This window comes from Nonomuraea mangrovi, assembly GCF_042681425.1.
Lineage (GTDB): Bacteria > Actinomycetota > Actinomycetes > Streptosporangiales > Streptosporangiaceae > Nonomuraea > Nonomuraea mangrovi.
Window position 1 is genome coordinate 3,121 of the sequence record NZ_JBHUFV010000026.1, and the last position, 15,116, is coordinate 18,236.

The 15,116-nt window shown below is 69.5% G+C and carries 16 protein-coding genes; 7 read left to right on the forward strand and 9 right to left on the reverse strand.

From position 1 onward, the window contains the following. Both ACFSKW_RS17130 and ACFSKW_RS17135 read right to left on the reverse strand, forming a co-directional pair. The coding region (locus ACFSKW_RS17130) for a DNA glycosylase AlkZ-like family protein (RefSeq protein ID WP_379573242.1) at window positions 1-333 on the reverse strand (333 nt) is incomplete at its 3' end. After that, complete coding sequence (locus ACFSKW_RS17135) at window positions 330-668, reverse strand: mycothiol transferase (protein WP_379573243.1); 339 nt, start codon at window positions 666-668, stop codon at window positions 330-332. The genes ACFSKW_RS17135 and ACFSKW_RS17130, both read right to left, overlap by 4 nt. A gap of 94 nt (window positions 669-762) precedes the next feature. Between ACFSKW_RS17135 and ACFSKW_RS17140 the strand changes: the two genes are divergently transcribed. Further along, the gene (locus ACFSKW_RS17140; protein WP_379573244.1) at window positions 763-1,773 is read left to right on the forward strand and encodes a helix-turn-helix transcriptional regulator; all 1,011 of its coding nucleotides are present in this window, start codon (window positions 763-765) and stop codon (window positions 1,771-1,773) included. A 261-nt stretch (window positions 1,774-2,034) separates the two neighbouring features. After that, window positions 2,035-3,585, forward strand: coding sequence for a carboxylesterase/lipase family protein (locus tag ACFSKW_RS17145; RefSeq protein ID WP_379573245.1), 1,551 nt, complete (start codon window positions 2,035-2,037; stop codon window positions 3,583-3,585). A 164-nt stretch (window positions 3,586-3,749) separates the two neighbouring features. Here ACFSKW_RS17145 and ACFSKW_RS17150 read toward each other — a convergent pair whose 3' ends face one another. Further along, window positions 3,750-4,001: a hypothetical protein gene (locus ACFSKW_RS17150; protein ID WP_379573246.1), complete on the reverse strand. Its 252-nt coding sequence runs from the start codon at window positions 3,999-4,001 to the stop codon at window positions 3,750-3,752. Window positions 4,002-4,261: 260 nt separating this feature from the next. Here ACFSKW_RS17150 and ACFSKW_RS17155 point away from each other — a divergent pair, with 260 nt between their 5' ends. Then, window positions 4,262-4,699 (forward strand): hypothetical protein, encoded by a 438-nt coding sequence (locus tag ACFSKW_RS17155; RefSeq protein WP_379573247.1) that lies wholly within the window; start codon window positions 4,262-4,264, stop codon window positions 4,697-4,699. Window positions 4,700-4,792: 93 nt separating this feature from the next. Here the strand turns inward: ACFSKW_RS17155 and ACFSKW_RS17160 are convergent, their stop codons facing one another. Continuing rightward, window positions 4,793-5,596, reverse strand: a complete 804-nt coding sequence (locus ACFSKW_RS17160; RefSeq protein WP_379573248.1) for a metallophosphoesterase — start codon at window positions 5,594-5,596, stop codon at window positions 4,793-4,795. A gap of 173 nt (window positions 5,597-5,769) precedes the next feature. On the opposite strand from ACFSKW_RS17160, the gene ACFSKW_RS17165 reads away from it, so the two are divergent. Then, complete coding sequence (locus ACFSKW_RS17165) at window positions 5,770-6,753, forward strand: GlxA family transcriptional regulator (protein ID WP_379573249.1); 984 nt, start codon at window positions 5,770-5,772, stop codon at window positions 6,751-6,753. Window positions 6,754-6,822: 69 nt separating this feature from the next. Further along, window positions 6,823-7,431 (forward strand): cysteine hydrolase family protein, encoded by a 609-nt coding sequence (locus ACFSKW_RS17170; protein ID WP_379573250.1) that lies wholly within the window; start codon window positions 6,823-6,825, stop codon window positions 7,429-7,431. Between the two features lie 293 nt (window positions 7,432-7,724). Here ACFSKW_RS17170 and ACFSKW_RS17175 read toward each other — a convergent pair whose 3' ends face one another. Both ACFSKW_RS17175 and ACFSKW_RS17180 read right to left on the reverse strand, forming a co-directional pair. Next, window positions 7,725-8,198: a hypothetical protein gene (locus tag ACFSKW_RS17175; RefSeq protein WP_379573251.1), complete on the reverse strand. Its 474-nt coding sequence runs from the start codon at window positions 8,196-8,198 to the stop codon at window positions 7,725-7,727. A gap of 324 nt (window positions 8,199-8,522) precedes the next feature. Then, window positions 8,523-9,485, reverse strand: coding sequence for an NAD(P)H-dependent flavin oxidoreductase (locus ACFSKW_RS17180; protein WP_379573252.1), 963 nt, complete (start codon window positions 9,483-9,485; stop codon window positions 8,523-8,525). A 370-nt stretch (window positions 9,486-9,855) separates the two neighbouring features. On the opposite strand from ACFSKW_RS17180, the gene ACFSKW_RS17185 reads away from it, so the two are divergent. Both ACFSKW_RS17185 and ACFSKW_RS17190 read left to right on the forward strand, forming a co-directional pair. Beyond that, entirely contained in the window at window positions 9,856-10,974 is a 1,119-nt protein-coding gene (locus tag ACFSKW_RS17185) for an esterase-like activity of phytase family protein (protein ID WP_379573253.1), read from the forward strand. A gap of 268 nt (window positions 10,975-11,242) precedes the next feature. Then, window positions 11,243-11,905 carry a DUF1045 domain-containing protein gene (locus tag ACFSKW_RS17190; protein ID WP_379573254.1) on the forward strand — a complete coding sequence of 221 codons (663 nt, stop codon included), beginning with the start codon at window positions 11,243-11,245 and terminating at the stop codon, window positions 11,903-11,905. 84 nt (window positions 11,906-11,989) lie between these two features. On the opposite strand, the gene ACFSKW_RS17195 is transcribed toward ACFSKW_RS17190, so the two are convergent. Genes ACFSKW_RS17195 through ACFSKW_RS17205 form a run of 3 tightly spaced genes read right to left on the reverse strand, consistent with a single transcriptional unit; the run spans window position 11,990 to window position 15,041 of the window. Further along, the gene (locus ACFSKW_RS17195; RefSeq protein ID WP_379573255.1) at window positions 11,990-12,811 is read right to left on the reverse strand and encodes a carbohydrate ABC transporter permease; all 822 of its coding nucleotides are present in this window, start codon (window positions 12,809-12,811) and stop codon (window positions 11,990-11,992) included. Beyond that, window positions 12,808-13,722, reverse strand: a complete 915-nt coding sequence (locus ACFSKW_RS17200; protein ID WP_379573256.1) for a carbohydrate ABC transporter permease — start codon at window positions 13,720-13,722, stop codon at window positions 12,808-12,810. Before ACFSKW_RS17200 ends, ACFSKW_RS17195 begins: the two co-directional genes overlap by 4 nt. Beyond that, the gene (locus ACFSKW_RS17205; RefSeq protein WP_379573257.1) at window positions 13,719-15,041 is read right to left on the reverse strand and encodes an extracellular solute-binding protein; all 1,323 of its coding nucleotides are present in this window, start codon (window positions 15,039-15,041) and stop codon (window positions 13,719-13,721) included. Before ACFSKW_RS17205 ends, ACFSKW_RS17200 begins: the two co-directional genes overlap by 4 nt. Window positions 15,042-15,116: the final 75 nt, after the last annotated feature.

Here is a 15,116-nt window from a genome sequence, read left to right on the forward strand (position 1 = left end):
GAGCTCGCGGCGGTAGGTCCCGAGCACCCGTTGGCGCAGCATGAGGTCATGGCGGGCCCGCCAGGCCAGGACGTCGTCGGCGGTGACGAGATGGACGGTGCGGCGCATGAGGTGGGTTCGCACCACGCTCCGCCGGATCAGCAGGTCCGAGAGCACCGCCGGGTCGAACGCGCGCAGCCGCGACCAGAGCCCGACGAAAGGCTCCTGCGGTTCCTGCGCCTGCAGGCCGCACAGGTGCGCCACAGCGTCGAGGACCGGCACGTCGGCGTGGTCGAGCAGCAACTGCCGGGCGAGCGTCGCGCGGTTGAGCGCCCGGGTGTCGAGAACGGTCACCGGCTTCTGCCACGGGCGGCGACCCGCTCGTAACGCGCGAGAACCCCGGCAAGCGTCTCGCCCGGCAGCATCCGGAAGTCGCTCTGATGGTCGATCGCCCACTGCGGGACCTCACGTGCGGTACCGGCCGCGAGGTCGGCCCAGGTGACACCGTCGGGCAGGTCGTAGCGCATCGCCGACGGGCCCTCGGCCACGAAGCGCATCCACCCTTCCTCGATGGACGCGACATGCTTGATCAGCCCGCCCAGGCACAGCGCGCCGACCGTCGGGCGCTCGCCGAGCAGGTCGCCCCGCTCGGCGTCGAGGGAGGAAGGGGGCGTGGTGGTGGCGGTCACGGGGTTCGGGCCCTTCGGGTTGTCGTCGGCACGCGACTACGGTCGCAGGGGAAGCGGCCAGGGAGTGTCCGCTTCTCAGGGCAATATGGGGACCATGCCGAAGACTTCAGCGCGACTGCTGTCGTTGCTCTCGCTCCTCCAGGCGCGCCGGGACTGGCCGGGGGCGCTGCTGGCCGAGCGGCTGGACGTCAGCCCGCGCACCGTGCGCCGCGATGTCGACCGCCTGCGCGAGCTCGGCTATCCCATCGTGGCCTTCAAGGGGCCCGACGGTGGCTACCGGCTCGACGCGGGCACGGAGCTGCCCCCCTTGCTGTTCGACGACGAGCAGGCCGTCGCTCTGGCCATCGCGCTCCAGATCGCCACCACCACCGGTGCCGGCATCGAGGAAGCCGCGGCGCGCGCGCTGAACACCATCCGGCAGGTCATGCCCGTACGGCTGCGCCGCAGGATCGACACCCTCCAGGTCAGCGCCGTCGAGCGGCCCACGATCCGACCGAACCCCCAGGTCGACAGCAGCGTGCTCACGGCACTCAGCGCCGCCGTCCACGCCCATGAGGTGCTGCGCTTCGACTACACCCCCGCACCCGGGGTGGACGACGACGGCGTGCCGGCCCCACCGCGCCGGGTGCAGCCGCATCACCTCGTCACCTGGGGCGGGCGCTGGTACCTCGTCGCCTGGGACCTCGACCGCGAGGACTGGCGCACCTTCCGTGTCGATCGGATGACCCCGCGCACCCCCACAGGACCCCGCTTCACCCCGCGTGAGCTGCCTGGAGGCGAGGTGGCCGCCTTCGTGGCCGCCAGGTTCATGGGCTCCGGCGGCGCCGGCGACTGGCCCTGCCGCGGCGAGGTGATCCTGCACCTGCCCGCCGCCGCCGTGTCCCGCTACGCCCACGACGGAGTCGTCGAGGAACTCGGCCCGAACCGCTGCCGACTCGTCCTGGGCTCGTGGTCATGGCCCGGCCTGGCCGCCGGCATCGGCAGGTTCGACGCCGACATCGAGGTCCTCGGCCCGGCCGAGTTGAAGGACGCCTTCGCGCACCTGGCCCGCCGCTACGCCAACGCCGCAGCCGACGCACCCGCCCCGCCGCCCCCTGTCCCATGAGCCTTCCTGGCCACGGTCGCCCCCAACTGTGCCATCCGGTCACGGGCCCTGGACCCTGGCACGTCGACCACGACGGGGTGCGCACCACCTCCGTGGAAAGACCGCGCAACCATAGATCATCATTTTCGGCACTCCGAGATGAACGTGCGTCACGGTGGGTAATGGCGTGATGCCTGGCCGCAGCTGGCGGCCTGGACGATGCTCGGGGGGACGGCCGGCCCTGTGCGAGCGTGCACCGCCCTGTCCCGGCCGAGGAGTGTCATGTCGCCCACCACCGTTGAGGTTCCGACCGCCTATGGCCCGGTATCGGGGCTGATCGACAACGGGATCGCGTCCTTCCGCGGGATCCCCTATGCCGCCGCTCCCGTCGGGCCGAACAGGTTCGGCGCGCCCGTGCCGCCCGACACATGGACTGCACCGCTGCCCGCTCACGAGTTCGGGCCGACCCCGCCGCAGCCGCCGCTCAAGGGGAAACTCGGCGAGCTGTTCCGCAACCCGGTCATCCCCGGGGACGGTTACCTCAACCTGAACGTGTGGACCAGCGCCACCGATACCGACGCCGCGATGCCGGTGCTGGTGTGGATCCACGGCGGCGCGTTCACCACCGGCTCCTCCGCGGTGACGACCTACGACGGCGCCACCTTCGCCCGCGACGGCATCGTCTGCGTCACCATCAACTACCGCCTCGGGGTGGACGGCTTCGCCTACATCGAAGACGCCCCGGTGCCGGCCAACCGCGGCCTGCTCGACCAGATCTGCGCGTTGGAGTGGGTGCGGGACAACATCGCCGGCTTCGGCGGCGACCCCGGCAACGTCACCGTGGCAGGCGAGTCCGCCGGCGCGATGAGCGTGCTGACCCTGCTGTCCCTCGGCCGGGAGCTGTTCCACCAGGCCATCGTCGAAAGCGGCACCGCGCACATCGGCCAGACCCTCGAGGACGCCGCGCTGATCACCGCCGCCGTCGCCACCCGGCTGGGTGTGGAGCCGACCGCCCAGGCGCTCGCCGCGGTGGACACCGCCGCCCTGATAGCGGCGCAGGGCGAGGTGAGCGACGACGTCACCTCCAGCGCCGACCCCGAGCGGTACGGTGCGAGCACCATCGCCTCGTGCGGCATGTCGTTCATGCCGGTGATCGACGGCGAGGTGGTTCCGCAACTGCCGATCGAGGCCATCGCCGACGGCCGGGGCGCTGACGTGCCGCTGCTGATCGGCACCACGGTCGAGGAGTTCAGGACCTTCGTCGTTCCCACTCCCATGGTGGGCTGGCCAGGTGCGGCGCCGTTCAGGACCAGGACCGAGGTCTACGGTGCCCCGGCCGGTTTCTACGACCGCTACGCCGAGACCAGCGTCGAGCCGTACGTCCGCAACGCTCCCTCCGGCATCGCCTGCGCGACGTTGACCGACCGCATGTTCCGCATCCCCACCTACCGCGTCGCCGAGGCTCGCGGCGAGGCGCCTGCCACCACCCACGTCTTCGAGTTCGGCTGGCGGTCACCCACCACGCCCAACACCCTCCGCGTCAAGCTGGGCGCCTGCCACAGCCTTCCGCTCCCCTTTGCGTGGGACACGCTCGACAATCCCGACAGCGCGGAGTTCACCGGTCCGAACCCGCCTCAGGGTCTCGCGGACGCCCTGCACGGACGCTGGGTCGAGTTCGTCAAGACCGGTGAGCTCGGCCAGTGGGCTCCCTACAACACCACCGAACGCCCGGTGATGACCTTCTACCGCGACAACAAGCCGGACAACGTCATCGTCCACGACCCGCGCCGCGACGAGCGTGAGATCTGGAAGAACGAGCTCAACCCGAGCTGACCGGCAGCACACTTCCGGCCTCCGGCGTGCGCGGTGCGCGCCGGAGGCCGGAACCCCTGCGCTCCTCTCGTGCCGCCGTCGGGTCCAAGCCGCTCCGAGGCCGCGGGGTGTCACCGGTATTCATCGCAGGGTGAGCGGGGGTCGACCAGCGCACTGAGCGCCCGTCATGAGACCTGCTCGGTGCCGCCGCTCTCCGCGGCGCGCTCGATCGCCGCGAGTACCCGGTGATGGCGCGCGGCGGCGTGGAAGTCGGGGTACGCGGGGCGCCCCTCGGCGAGCGCCCGGGCGATCTCCTGGTAGAGCCCCGCCACGTTGGCCACCGGTCCGGCCGCCGGGTCGAAGGGAACCGTCCGGTACGTGTCAGGGACGGCGACCCGCTCGCCGCCGGACCGGATGTCCCAGTCGGTCCAGTGCATGTAGGCACCCGGTCGTGGAAGCGGGGAAGTCTTGCCGTCACCTCCACCAGACGGCCCGCCATCTGCTCCAGCGTCGGCAGGAAATGACCTGCCATGATCGTCAGTACCGACGTGCCGCCCGCGGGTTCGGTGCTCCACGCGAGTTCGGGGGAGATGCTTGCCCCGCCCAGCGGACCGCCGGAGGCCACCATGATCGCCGACTCCAGGCGGCCGATCCTCCCGTCGGCGACCAGGTCCGCGACGAACCGCGCGTCCGGCGAGTGGCAACCCTGCAGGCACACGGCGTCGCCAAGGCGCTCGACCGCTACGTCGGCGGTCCCGGAGCGTTCGCGGGCGAGGCTCTGGCGGCGGCCACCGTCCAGGAGGTCGTCGAGCGCCTGATCCATGGGGCCGTCGAGCTGACTGCCGGACCGCGCACGCCCCCTGGCTGCCTGAATGTGAGCACCGTCCACGCATGCGGACCCGACGCCGCCCCCGTCCGCGAGCTGGCCCTGGCCCGTCGGATGGCGGGGGAGGCGGCCCTTCGCCGGCGCCTTGAGCGAGCTCCCGACCTGCCTTCCGGCCACGACCCGGCCACCCTGGCCCGGCTCGTCCACACCATCTCCGACGGCATCGCGGTCCAGGCGGCCGCGGGCCGTACGCGCCAGGAGCTCCGCGAGGTCGCCGACCTCGCCCTGCGCACCCTCTTTCCGGACTGACCGGGCCTTGGTTCGTCCAGGCGCCGTCGGCCGACCGCCCGGTTCGGCAGCGTCACCCGGCGGCGTGCGCGACCAACAGACTCAAGCGTCAATTCAGCCAAGGCGGGTCAGCAGGATACGGCCTCCCTCGTAGACTCCGCCGTCGATGCCGACGACCCGGCCATCGGCGTACCTCACCACGTCCCGGACGTCCTCGGGGGCCACGCCGAAGTACTTCGTGAGCGTGCTGTGCCCGTGCACGAGCACGTCGCCGCCCAGCGTGCGCAGCATGACCGATACGGGATCGTCCGCATGCGCGGACTCGGCGTCGCGGAACGCCCCCCGGTCGCTCATGCGGCCACAGAACTCAAGCCACACGGCGGGGTCCGAGCAGTTCAGGGTGGTGGACACGGCGGTGTTGATGTCCGCGACGGTCGATCCGAACTCCAGGTAGCGAACAGTGTCGGAGTGGATGAGGAGGTAGTCGTCGACGAGCGCGACCGCGGGCAGATCGGCTATCCAGGCGATGTGCTTCGGGGAGAGCCGACGCAGGTCCTCCTCGCAGCCGCCGAAGCGCGCCCAGCCGCCTCGGAAGCCGCCGGGTTCATCCCATCCTGCGACGGGCGCGGCGCCGAAACGGTGAGCGGCGAGTAGTTGCACCTCGTGGTTGCCCAGCAGCGCCCCTACTTCGCCGCCGGCGGCCGTCGCCTCACCTGCCAGCCTCTGGACATCCTCGATGACGCCGACACCATCCGGACCGCGATCGACATAGTCGCCGAGCAGCCACAGCCGGGCGTTGCCCCCGGACCACCGTCCCTGGCCGTCGACAATTCCCGAGTCGCGGAGCGCTTCGCGGAACTCGGAGCGATGACCGTGGACGTCAGCAGCCACGTACAGAGGGGTATTCGTGGTCGACATGGCCCGGGAGGCTACCAGTGGACTTGCCCGGGCCGGTCATCGGCGATCCGCAACCCGGCCGACGGCGAGTGCAGGGAGTTCGCCGACGCCATGCTCATGGAGCTGCGGTGATGTCCGTATGTGACAGATAACTGTCGTTGCGGTCACGCTGCGCGGTTGGCGACAATCAGATCATGTCCGCTGCGCACCGCGTCGTCATCGCGCTCTTCCCGAACGTCGACCTGCTCGATGTCACCGGCCCGGCCGAGGTGTTCGCCCTGGCCAACCGGATCGGTGGCCGCGCGCTGTACGACGTGCGGCTCGCCGGCCCCCATGGCGGACACGTCACCACGGCCGCCGGGGTGCGCCTGGTCGCCGACCTGAGGTTCGACGAGGTCGGCGACCAGGTGGACACCCTGCTGGTCCCCGGTGCCGTGGACGTCACGCCTGATGGGCCGCGCGCCCTGACGGACTCCGAGGTGGTGGCATGGGTGCGGCGGACTGCTCCGTCCACCCGACGCGTGGCGTCGGTGTGCGTCGGCGCGCACATCCTGGCCGAGGCCGGGCTGTTGGACGGCCTGACCGCCACCACCCACTGGTCCACCGCCGCGCAACTGGCCGCCGACCACCCGAACGTCACGGTCGACCCCGACCCGATCTTCGTGCGGTCCAGCGGCCGGGTGTGGACGGGCGCGGGCATCAGCGCCTGCCTGGACCTGACCCTCGCTCTGGTGGCTGAGGACCATGGCGAGGAGACGGCTCTGGCGGTGGCTCGCGAACTGGTGATGTACCTCAAACGCCAGGGCGGTCAGAGCCAGTTCAGCGTCCCCCTGGCCCATGCCGCCTCCGGCCGCCGCGACATCGACGACCTGCGCCTGTGGATCGCCGAGCACCTCGCCGAGGAGCTCACCACCACGGAGCTGGCGGCTCGGATGGGGCTGAGTCAACGCCAGTTCACCCGCGTGTTCCGGCAGCAGACCGGCACCACGCCGGCCGCCTACATCGAGTCCGCCCGGGTGGAGGTGGCGCGACGGCTGCTGGAGACCACCGACCTGTCGTTGCCGCAGATCGCGGCCGACAGTGGGCTCGGCTCGGTGGAGACCCTCCACCGCGCGTTCCGACGCCGCCTGGGCACCGGCCCTGGCTCCTACCGCCGCCGATTCCACACGATGGCCTGACCCCTTCACCTCGTTCGCCGCACACCCGCGGCGGCGCGAGCCTGCCCGAAAACCGAAAGGAATCCCGCCATGAGCACCACCGCCTCGCCCACCCTCCGCCAGGTCATCGGCCTGCCTGCCGACCTGGCGCGCCTGGCCGACGCGACTCTGGTCCTGATCGACTACCAGAACACCTACCGCACCGGCGTCATGGCCCTGCCTGGCGCCGATCGGGCTCTTACGGCCGGAGCCCGCCTGCTGGAACGCGCCCGCGCCGCCGGAGCCCACGTCATCCACGTCGTCAACGACGGCGGTCGCGACACCCCCTACGACGTTCGGGCCGAGATCGGCGCCATCAGCTCACAGGTCGCTCCGCGCGACGGTGAACCGGTCGTGGTCAAGACGTTCCCCGACGCCTTCCACCAGACCGACCTGCACAAGATCCTGACGGACCTGAACGCCGGCCCCGATCTGATCCTGGCGGGCTTCATGACGCACATGTGCGTCGCTTTCACCGCACAGGGAGCGTTCAACCTCGGCTACCGCCCCACCGTCGTCGCCGACGCCTGCGCCACCCGCCCGCTTTCCGGCCCCGACGGCGCGCTGCTGTCCGCCGACACCCTGCACGACGCGGCCCTGGCCACGATCGGCGACCTGTTCGGCCTGGTGGTGCCCACCGCCGATCTCCTGCCCGCGTGAGGCGCCGGGCAACCGCCATGCTCGCGCGCCTGACCTTTCCCGGCGACGCGTGCGGTTGACGGGTCTGGGGGGTGGGCGCCGGCGCAGGGGCGTGAAGCCTGCGTAAGGACGCGTGCGGTTGACGGGTCTGAGGGGTGGGCGCCGGCGCAGGGGCGTGAAGCCTGCGTAAGGACGCGTGCGGTTGACGGGTCTGAGGGGTGGGCGTCGGCGCAGGGGCGTGAAGCCTGCCTAAGAGGGGCGGCTTCACGCCCTTCATGGCCGGTCAGGGACTGATCTCCTGACGGGCCCGCGGGTCAGGTGCGCGGGACGCGCCAGCGCCAGAACTGGTCCGTCCACGGGCCCTGCTCCTCCATCTCGAGGAGGGCTTCCACATCCTGGTGGCCCTCTCTGGGGGCCATCACGAGGTTGGGCTTCTTGGGAGAGGCGATGAGGAAGTCGGCTTGGGCCGGGTCGGCGTGGATGATGAGCCAGAGCTGGTTGTCGTCGTCATCGTCGCGTTCGGCGAACATGACGGGCGCGCGCTGCTTGACCTCCTTGAGGGTCAGGCAGCGGTTGTAGCCGGCGTTCTTGATGCGGACCAGGTGATGGTTCCCCTCGGAGGCCTGCGGGATGATCTCCCACATGGCTGTCTTGACCGAGGTCGTGGGGGCCGCGCGCCAGAGCCGGACCTGAAGGTCCAGATCGTGGTTTCCTTCGGGGGTGACGTAGCGGCCGCTGACGGAATGGGTGATCAACTGCGTACCTGTCGGGACGCTCTTGACGACCATGAAGGCGCCTTTCGCTGGAAGGGACGTGCACGTTCGTACGCAATCGCCATCATTACCGGCCGTGACGATTCGCTACCTTAAGTAACGCACAGTAACTTCTCAAGGGTTGACATCGATGGACAAAACACCCAAAAAGCGACCCTGGCTCTTCTCTCAGATGCAGATCGCCGGTGAGGCCATGGCTCGCCGTTCTGCGCCGAGCCGGCGAACACGGACGTTCGACGGGCTCGGCGGGGAGTGGCCGACGCGGCCGACCCGTGACGGGACGGTCGAGGCGTCAGGCAGGAGAGCCTGACGGTCGCCGCTCATGGCAGAGCGTCGCGGTCAGTGCCTGCCCGCTCGGGCCAGGGCGTCCTCGGCCTGCCTGGCCAGAGTGGCGACCAGGTCGGCCGCGGGCGGCAGGTCGGTGATGAGGTCCACGGCCTCGCCGGCCCACACCGGCAGCGGAGGCAGGTCGCCGCGCGCCACGCCGTCCTGGTAGGCCTGCCTGGCATCGGGGTCCGCGGCCAGTTCGGCCTCCCGACCACGCCAGTGATCGAGGTAGGGGTGGCCCAGCGTGCGGGCCGGGTATTTCGCCGGCCACCGGGAGCCTCGTGCGATGTCCAGGATGCTGCTGCGCTCGGTGTCCTGCCCGCGCCCTGCGACGATCGCCGCGGCGATCGAGGGGGCGAGCAGGGTCTCGGCCGTGGCCTGGAAGCGGGTGCCGATGAGTGCCCCGGCGGCACCCAGCGCCAGGGCGGCGGCCACGCCGCGGCCGTCGGCGATCCCTCCGGCCGCCAGCACCGGCACCGGTGCCGCCAGGTCCACCACGATGGGCACGAAGGGCAACGTGGACCGTCCGCGCCGCGCGCCATGCCCACCGCTCTCGGTCCCCTGCGCCACGATGACGTCGGCGCCCAGGTCCACCGCCTGCCTGGCCTCCTCCAGGTCGGTGACCTGGAGGATCAGCGCCGCTCCTGCCTGGCGGATGCGTTCGGTGAACGGGCTCGGGTCGCCGAAGGACAGCATCACCGCCCGTGGGCCGTACTCCAGTGCCCGCTCGATCGCGTCGCCATCGATCGCCCAGCTCTGGAAGCCGACACCCCACGGCTTCTCGGTGCCCTGCGCGACGATCGGCAGCTCGCGGGCCATCCAGTCCCGATCGCCGTTCCCGGCACCCAGCAGTCCGAGCCCGCCGCCGCGAGAGACGGCCGCTGTCAGCGCGCCACCGGCCGACCCGCCCATCGGCGCCAGGGCGATCGGGTGCCGCACACCGAACAATGTCGTGAACGCCGTCGACAATGCCATAGCGTGATCATCCCCCATATCTGGCGTACAGAACTGTTAACCAGATCACTCCACGAACCAGGCGCCCCCGAGCAGATCACCTGCCGTGCCGCCGCACGCGGCCAGGCATGTGGCCATCGGAGCTTCCCTTTCTGGGAAGCGGCGGCCTGCTCGCCGCCGTCCGACGGTGGCGGCTTGTCCGGGTATCGGCGGCCACAGTGTGGCCCTTTTCGCTTCTCGAATTACCGCAATCCGGAATTAGCAATTAAATCCGCGTGGACATTCACGCGAATTCGCGGTCTCATAATTCCGTCCACTTTCAGGGATGGGGGAGAATCGCGTGCGCAATTCACGGAAAATCGGAAGAATCGTTGTCGCATGTGCGGCGGTGATGAGTTTCGCCGTCGTCGACGCGGCGCCGGCCTCGGCCGCCGCCGATCCGCAGGCCGAGCTGAGGATCACCCGTTTCCTCGGCGAGCAGCGCCTGCCGCACAAGATGGAGGTCGAGGGCACCACTCTCGGCGGCCTGTCCGGCATCGACCGTGACCCGCGCACCGGCACGTGGTACTTCATCTCCGACGACCGCTGGCGTTACCAGCCGGCTCGTTTCTACACCGGACGGCTGGACATCGATCCGGCGACCGGCGCGTTCACCGGGGTTCACATCGACGGGGCCACCACCTTGCTGCGCTCCGACGGGAGCCCGTATCCGGCCTACGGCCTGCCCGAGTCCGCCGATCCCGAAACCATTCGCTACGACCGGTGGAGCGGCAGGCTCCTCTGGGGTCATGAAGGGGATCGGCCTGACGAGAGAAACCCCGATATTCCGGTCTCCGATCTTTTCGTCCGCTGGGCAGACACGGACGGGCGGACTATCGGCGCGCTGCCGATCCCGCGTAATCTGCGACTGACCCGCACCTCGCGCGGCCCCCGGCGTAATTTCGGCTTCGAGGGACTGACCTTCGCCCCCCGCACCATCGCCGCCGTCGTCGAAGGGCCGCGCTTCGAGGACGGGCAGCCGCCGACCGTTGAAAGGGGAGCACCGGCCCGCATCACCGTGTGGAGCCGCGGCGGCCGTCCGCTCGCGCAGTACGCCTATCCGATCGACCCGCTGCCCGCGGCGCCGATCCCGCCGACCGGCCACACCGACAGCGGGGTTTCGGAGATCCTGGCCATCGACGACGACAGCTACCTCTCGCTGGAGCGCTCCTGGATCGAGGGCGTCGGCTACGAGGTCAGGCTGTACGAGATCGACCTGCGGCCGGCCACGAACGTGCTGCGCAGGAACAGCCTGACGACCGGCGGGCCGTACCGCCCCGTCGGCAAGCGGCTCCTGCTCGACCTCGGCACGCAGCGGCAACCGACGCAGAACCTGGAGAGCCTCGCCTGGGGGCCGCGGCTCAGGAGCGGCGAGTGCACGCTGGTGATCGGCTCCGACGACAACTTCGACGACCGCGAGGTCACCCAGTTCCTGGCCTACGGCGTGCGCGGCTGCCCTTCCGCGTACTGAGCGCCGTCGACGACCTCGGTGTGAATTCCCGGCACATCGTGGTTCGGCCCCTGCTGTTCGCACCGGCCGCGGTCAGGGCGATGCCGGCATGGCCGGCGACGTCAGGTTCGACTCCGCCGCGTCGAGGATCCACGCGGCGGGGTCGGCGGGCCGGGGTCCGGTGACCAGCGGACGATCCTGATCCAGCCGGGAGGGAAAGCACGGTCGGATCATGTTGTCCGTGATCGGATCTGGCCGACTCCCGGGCCATTCCCTACACTCGGCTGCCATGGGCGATCTTCCGGTTTATGACGTGGTTCTCCTGCCTGCGTCAGAGGTCAACGCGCGATCGATCCATCTGAGTCAACAGCTGGCCGACCTGTACGGCACCGAGTTCGTCCTGCGAGACAAGGGTGTCTACCCACACCTGTCGCTCTACATGGCCAACTTCACGGCGAGCCAACGGGATGAGGCGATCAACCGGCTTCACGCCATCAGCGTGCGGACGCCGGAGTTCGTTCTCGAAGCCAGCCACTTCGCCGGCAACGAGCACGGCATGTTCGAGCTGTTCTACGACAAGACCGACGCGATCACGCGGCTGCAGGAGGATGTCGTGGCCGCGATGAACCCGTTGCGCACCGGCCTTCGACAGCGTGACCCGGTCGGGCGGGCCCTGGCCGACCTCCTGCTCACCGCCTCATCCGTCGCCCGCGCCAATCTCGACCGCTATGGCTATGACGAGGTCGGCGAGCTCTTTCGCCCGCACATCACCGTCACCCGGTTCCAGCACCGCGACCAGCGGCCCGGCCCCGCGCTCCTACCGCCCGCAAAGGTCTTCACCGCGGCCTATCGCACCCTCGCGTTGTGCGTCATGGGGGAACACGGCACCTGCACCGACATCGTCGCGGAGTTCGACCTGGCCACGGTGGCAGTGGGCCCGTCCGCCGACTAGCAGGGCCTCCCGTTCCAGCCCCGTCGACGGCCGACACGGAACGGCTCCTTCCGGCGGTCCTCGTCATGCGCTGCGATCTTCGACTCAGCCCTTGACCGAGCCGGCGAAGCTGAAGGAGCCGGCCAGGTATTTGTTGACCGCCACGTAGAGGACCACGGCCGGCGCGGTGTACAGGATCGAGAACGCGGCCAGCTGGCCGTAGGCCACCTGGCCGTACTGGGAGAAGAACGTGTAGACGGTCACCGCCGCCGGTTGCTTTTCCGGGGTGTCCAGGAGGACGAAGGGGGCGAAGAAGTTCCCCCATTGGCCGACGAAGACGAAGATGGCCACGACGGCGATCCCGGGGGCCATCAAGGGGCCCACCACCGCCGTCAGCGATCGGAACCAGCCCGCCCCGTCCACCCAGGCGGCCTCCTCCAGGCTCACCGGCACTCCGTCCATGAAGTTCTTCATCATCCAGATCGAGAAGGGCAGCGAGCTCGCCGTCAGGAACAGGACCATCGCCGGTACGGAGCCGTACAGGTTGAAGCGGAAGAACATCGCGTAAACGGGCACGAGGATCGCCGTGACCGGCAGGCCCGTGGTGAACAGGAGCGTCAGCATGAAGTGGCGGCGGTAGCGCAGTTGGTAGCGCGACAGCGGGTATGCGGCCAAGCCGGCTACGACAACGGTCAGGACGGCCGTGGCGCCCGAGATGACGATCGAGTTGATCAACGGAAGGATGATCGTTTCCCAGGTCAGGACTGCCCTGAAGTTGTCCAGGGAGAAGGTGGGCGTCGGCTGGGCGGCCAAGGTCGCCTCCGGCTGGAACGCGGCGATCAGGACCCAGAGGAAGGGGCCGACGAAGGCCAGAGTGATGAGCGCGAGTGACAGCGACGCCGCAGCGCGAGCCGCGAGCCTGCTCATGCGTCCTCCACCTTGATCAGGCGCAGGTAGACCAAGGAGAACAGCGCACCGATCACCAGCATCACCAGGGCGATCGCCGAGCCGTAACCGATCTCGAAATAGCGGAACGCCTGCTCGTACATGTACAGCGGCGTCGTCTGGCTGGCCGCACCTGGACCGCCGCCCGTCAGCGCGTAGATGAGCCCGAAGCTCGCCAGCGTCTGCAGGGTGATCAACATGAGGTTGGCCATGATGGAGCGGCGGATCAGCGGGAGCGTGATGTGGAGGAGGCGGCGGCCGAGGCCGGCGCCGTCCACCGCGGCGGACTCCAGCAGGTCGGCGGGGACCTCTGAGAGGGCGGCCGAGTAGACGAGCATGGAGAAGGCCGTGCCGCGCCAGATGTTGGCGAGGATGACCGCCAGCATGGGCGCCGTGTAGAGCCATTCCTGGGAGATGCCGAGGACCGTGTTCAGGGTGCCCTCGTCGGCGAGGAACGAGAACCAGCAGGCCGCGGCCACGACCTCCGGCACCACCCAGGCGGCTATCACCACGCCGTTGACGATGCCGCGCGTCACGCGGGCGCGGCCACGCTGGAGCAGCGCGATGATCAAACCCAGGGTGTTCTGGCCGATCACCGCCGAGCCGATGACGAAGACGAACGTGAGCAGGAACGAGTTCAGGAAGTTCGGGTCGCCGAAGAGCTTGACGAAATTGCCCAAGCCGACGAACTGCGAATGAACCGAGGCCGAGCCTGTCAGCGTCTCGTTGGTGAAGGCTATGTAGACGCTCCAGAGGATCGGCCCCGCCAGGAAGAGGGCGAGCAGGACGAGGGCGGGGGCCAGGGGGAGGAGCCAGCGGAGGGCGCCACCCCGTGACGAGCCGCGTACCGGGTGGCTCGTCACGGGATGGGACGGGGCGGTGGTGATCGTCATCGAGCCAGGACCTTGTCAGGGCCTCCGACGGCGGCCGGCAGCGCCTTGGCGTAGTTCGCGGAGGCCTCCTCAGGGGTCTGGGAGCCCGTCGTGACCGCCTCCATGGCCTCCTGGACCTGGGTGGACACCTTCGGGTACGCCTCGTACGCCGGCCGGTAGTGGGTGACGGCGGCAAGGTCGGTCCAGAACGTGACGCTCGGGTTGTCGGCGCTGTACTTCGGGTCGGCGGCCACGTCCTTGCGCGGCGCCAGGTCGCCCGTGCCGACCGAGTACGTCATGGAGTTGTCCTTGTTCGTGGCCGTGGTGATGAAGTCGAACGCCTCCCGCTTGTTCTTCGTGTACGCGCTCATCGCCATGACCCAGCCGCCCGACATGCTGACCGCGCCCGGCGCCTCGCCGTTCTGCGTCGGCATGCGCGTCCAGCCGATCTTCTGCGTCCACTCGGGCCACGGCTTCGTGCCGGTCGGCTTCCAGGCCGAGCTTGCCCACGCGCCGTCGAGGGAGATGCCGAGTCCGGCCTTGGGGAACCACTCCAAGGTCACCTTGTCACCAAGCTTGGCGTTGTGGGCGTCGGCCTGCTTCGGGCCGAGCTCCTCGCGGTAGACGGTGTTGACGAAGGTCAGCGCGTCGGTGAAGTTCTTGCCTCCGGCCACCCACTTCTTCTGCGTCTCGTCGTAGAGGGTGCCGCCCGGCGTGCCGTACAGGAGCATCTCGAAGCCCTGCATGGTCGAGGCCTCGCCGTGGACCTTCGTGGAGTACATGCTGAAGGGGACGACGCCCGGGGCCTTCTGCTTGATCGTACGGGCCGCCGTCAGCACGTCGTTCCAGGTCTTCGGCTCCCATGGGACCGGGAGCCCGGCCTTGGCGAAGACGTCCTTGTGATACCAGAGGCCGCGCGTGTCCGTGCTGATCGGCACGCCGTAGATCTTGCCGTCGCCGCCCTTGGCGGCCTGCTTGACCGAATCGGGGAACTGGGTGCTCCAGTCCGGCCACGTGGCCAGGTAGTCGTCGAGCGGGGCCAGTTTGCCGGCCGCGACGTCCGCGTTGACCTGGAACGTGTCGTGGTAGTAGAGGTCGGGCGCCGAGTCGGGGGAGCGGTTGAGCAGGGCCAGCTTCGTGTAGTACGCCTCGTTGTTGCCCTGGACGGGTGTGAGCTTGATCTTCATGCCCGGGTGGGCGGCTTCGTACTGCTTCTTCGCATCGCCGAGCATCCGCTCCAGATGTGGCCACGTCGGCTCGACCTTGTAGAGGACCTCGAGTTCCTTGGCACCTGGGGCGTTCTGCGAGGTGTCGGCGCCGCACCCGGCGACCGCAGTCAAGAGGAGGAGGCAACCGGTCAGCGTACGTTTCATCACGCTCTCCCCACGTTTCCTTGGGTTTGCGGTGACCGTAAA

Excerpts from the sequence above, each read along its gene's own strand:
- ACFSKW_RS17140 (WP_379573244.1), top strand. The coding sequence starts at position 763 with ATGCCGAAGACTTCAGCGCGACTGCTGTCGTTGCTCTCGCTCCTCCAG.
- ACFSKW_RS17145 (WP_379573245.1), top strand. The coding sequence starts at position 2,035 with ATGTCGCCCACCACCGTTGAGGTTCCGACCGCCTATGGCCCGGTATCG.
- ACFSKW_RS17150 (WP_379573246.1), bottom strand. The coding sequence starts at position 4,001 with ATGCACTGGACCGACTGGGACATCCGGTCCGGCGGCGAGCGGGTCGCC.
- ACFSKW_RS17160 (WP_379573248.1), bottom strand. The coding sequence starts at position 5,596 with ATGTCGACCACGAATACCCCTCTGTACGTGGCTGCTGACGTCCACGGT.
- ACFSKW_RS17165 (WP_379573249.1), top strand. The coding sequence starts at position 5,770 with ATGTCCGCTGCGCACCGCGTCGTCATCGCGCTCTTCCCGAACGTCGAC.
- ACFSKW_RS17170 (WP_379573250.1), top strand. The coding sequence starts at position 6,823 with ATGAGCACCACCGCCTCGCCCACCCTCCGCCAGGTCATCGGCCTGCCT.
- ACFSKW_RS17175 (WP_379573251.1), bottom strand. The coding sequence starts at position 8,198 with ATGGTCGTCAAGAGCGTCCCGACAGGTACGCAGTTGATCACCCATTCC.
- ACFSKW_RS17180 (WP_379573252.1), bottom strand. The coding sequence starts at position 9,485 with ATGGCATTGTCGACGGCGTTCACGACATTGTTCGGTGTGCGGCACCCG.
- ACFSKW_RS17185 (WP_379573253.1), top strand. The coding sequence starts at position 9,856 with ATGAGTTTCGCCGTCGTCGACGCGGCGCCGGCCTCGGCCGCCGCCGAT.
- ACFSKW_RS17190 (WP_379573254.1), top strand. The coding sequence starts at position 11,243 with ATGGGCGATCTTCCGGTTTATGACGTGGTTCTCCTGCCTGCGTCAGAG.
- ACFSKW_RS17195 (WP_379573255.1), bottom strand. The coding sequence starts at position 12,811 with ATGAGCAGGCTCGCGGCTCGCGCTGCGGCGTCGCTGTCACTCGCGCTC.
- ACFSKW_RS17200 (WP_379573256.1), bottom strand. The coding sequence starts at position 13,722 with ATGACGATCACCACCGCCCCGTCCCATCCCGTGACGAGCCACCCGGTA.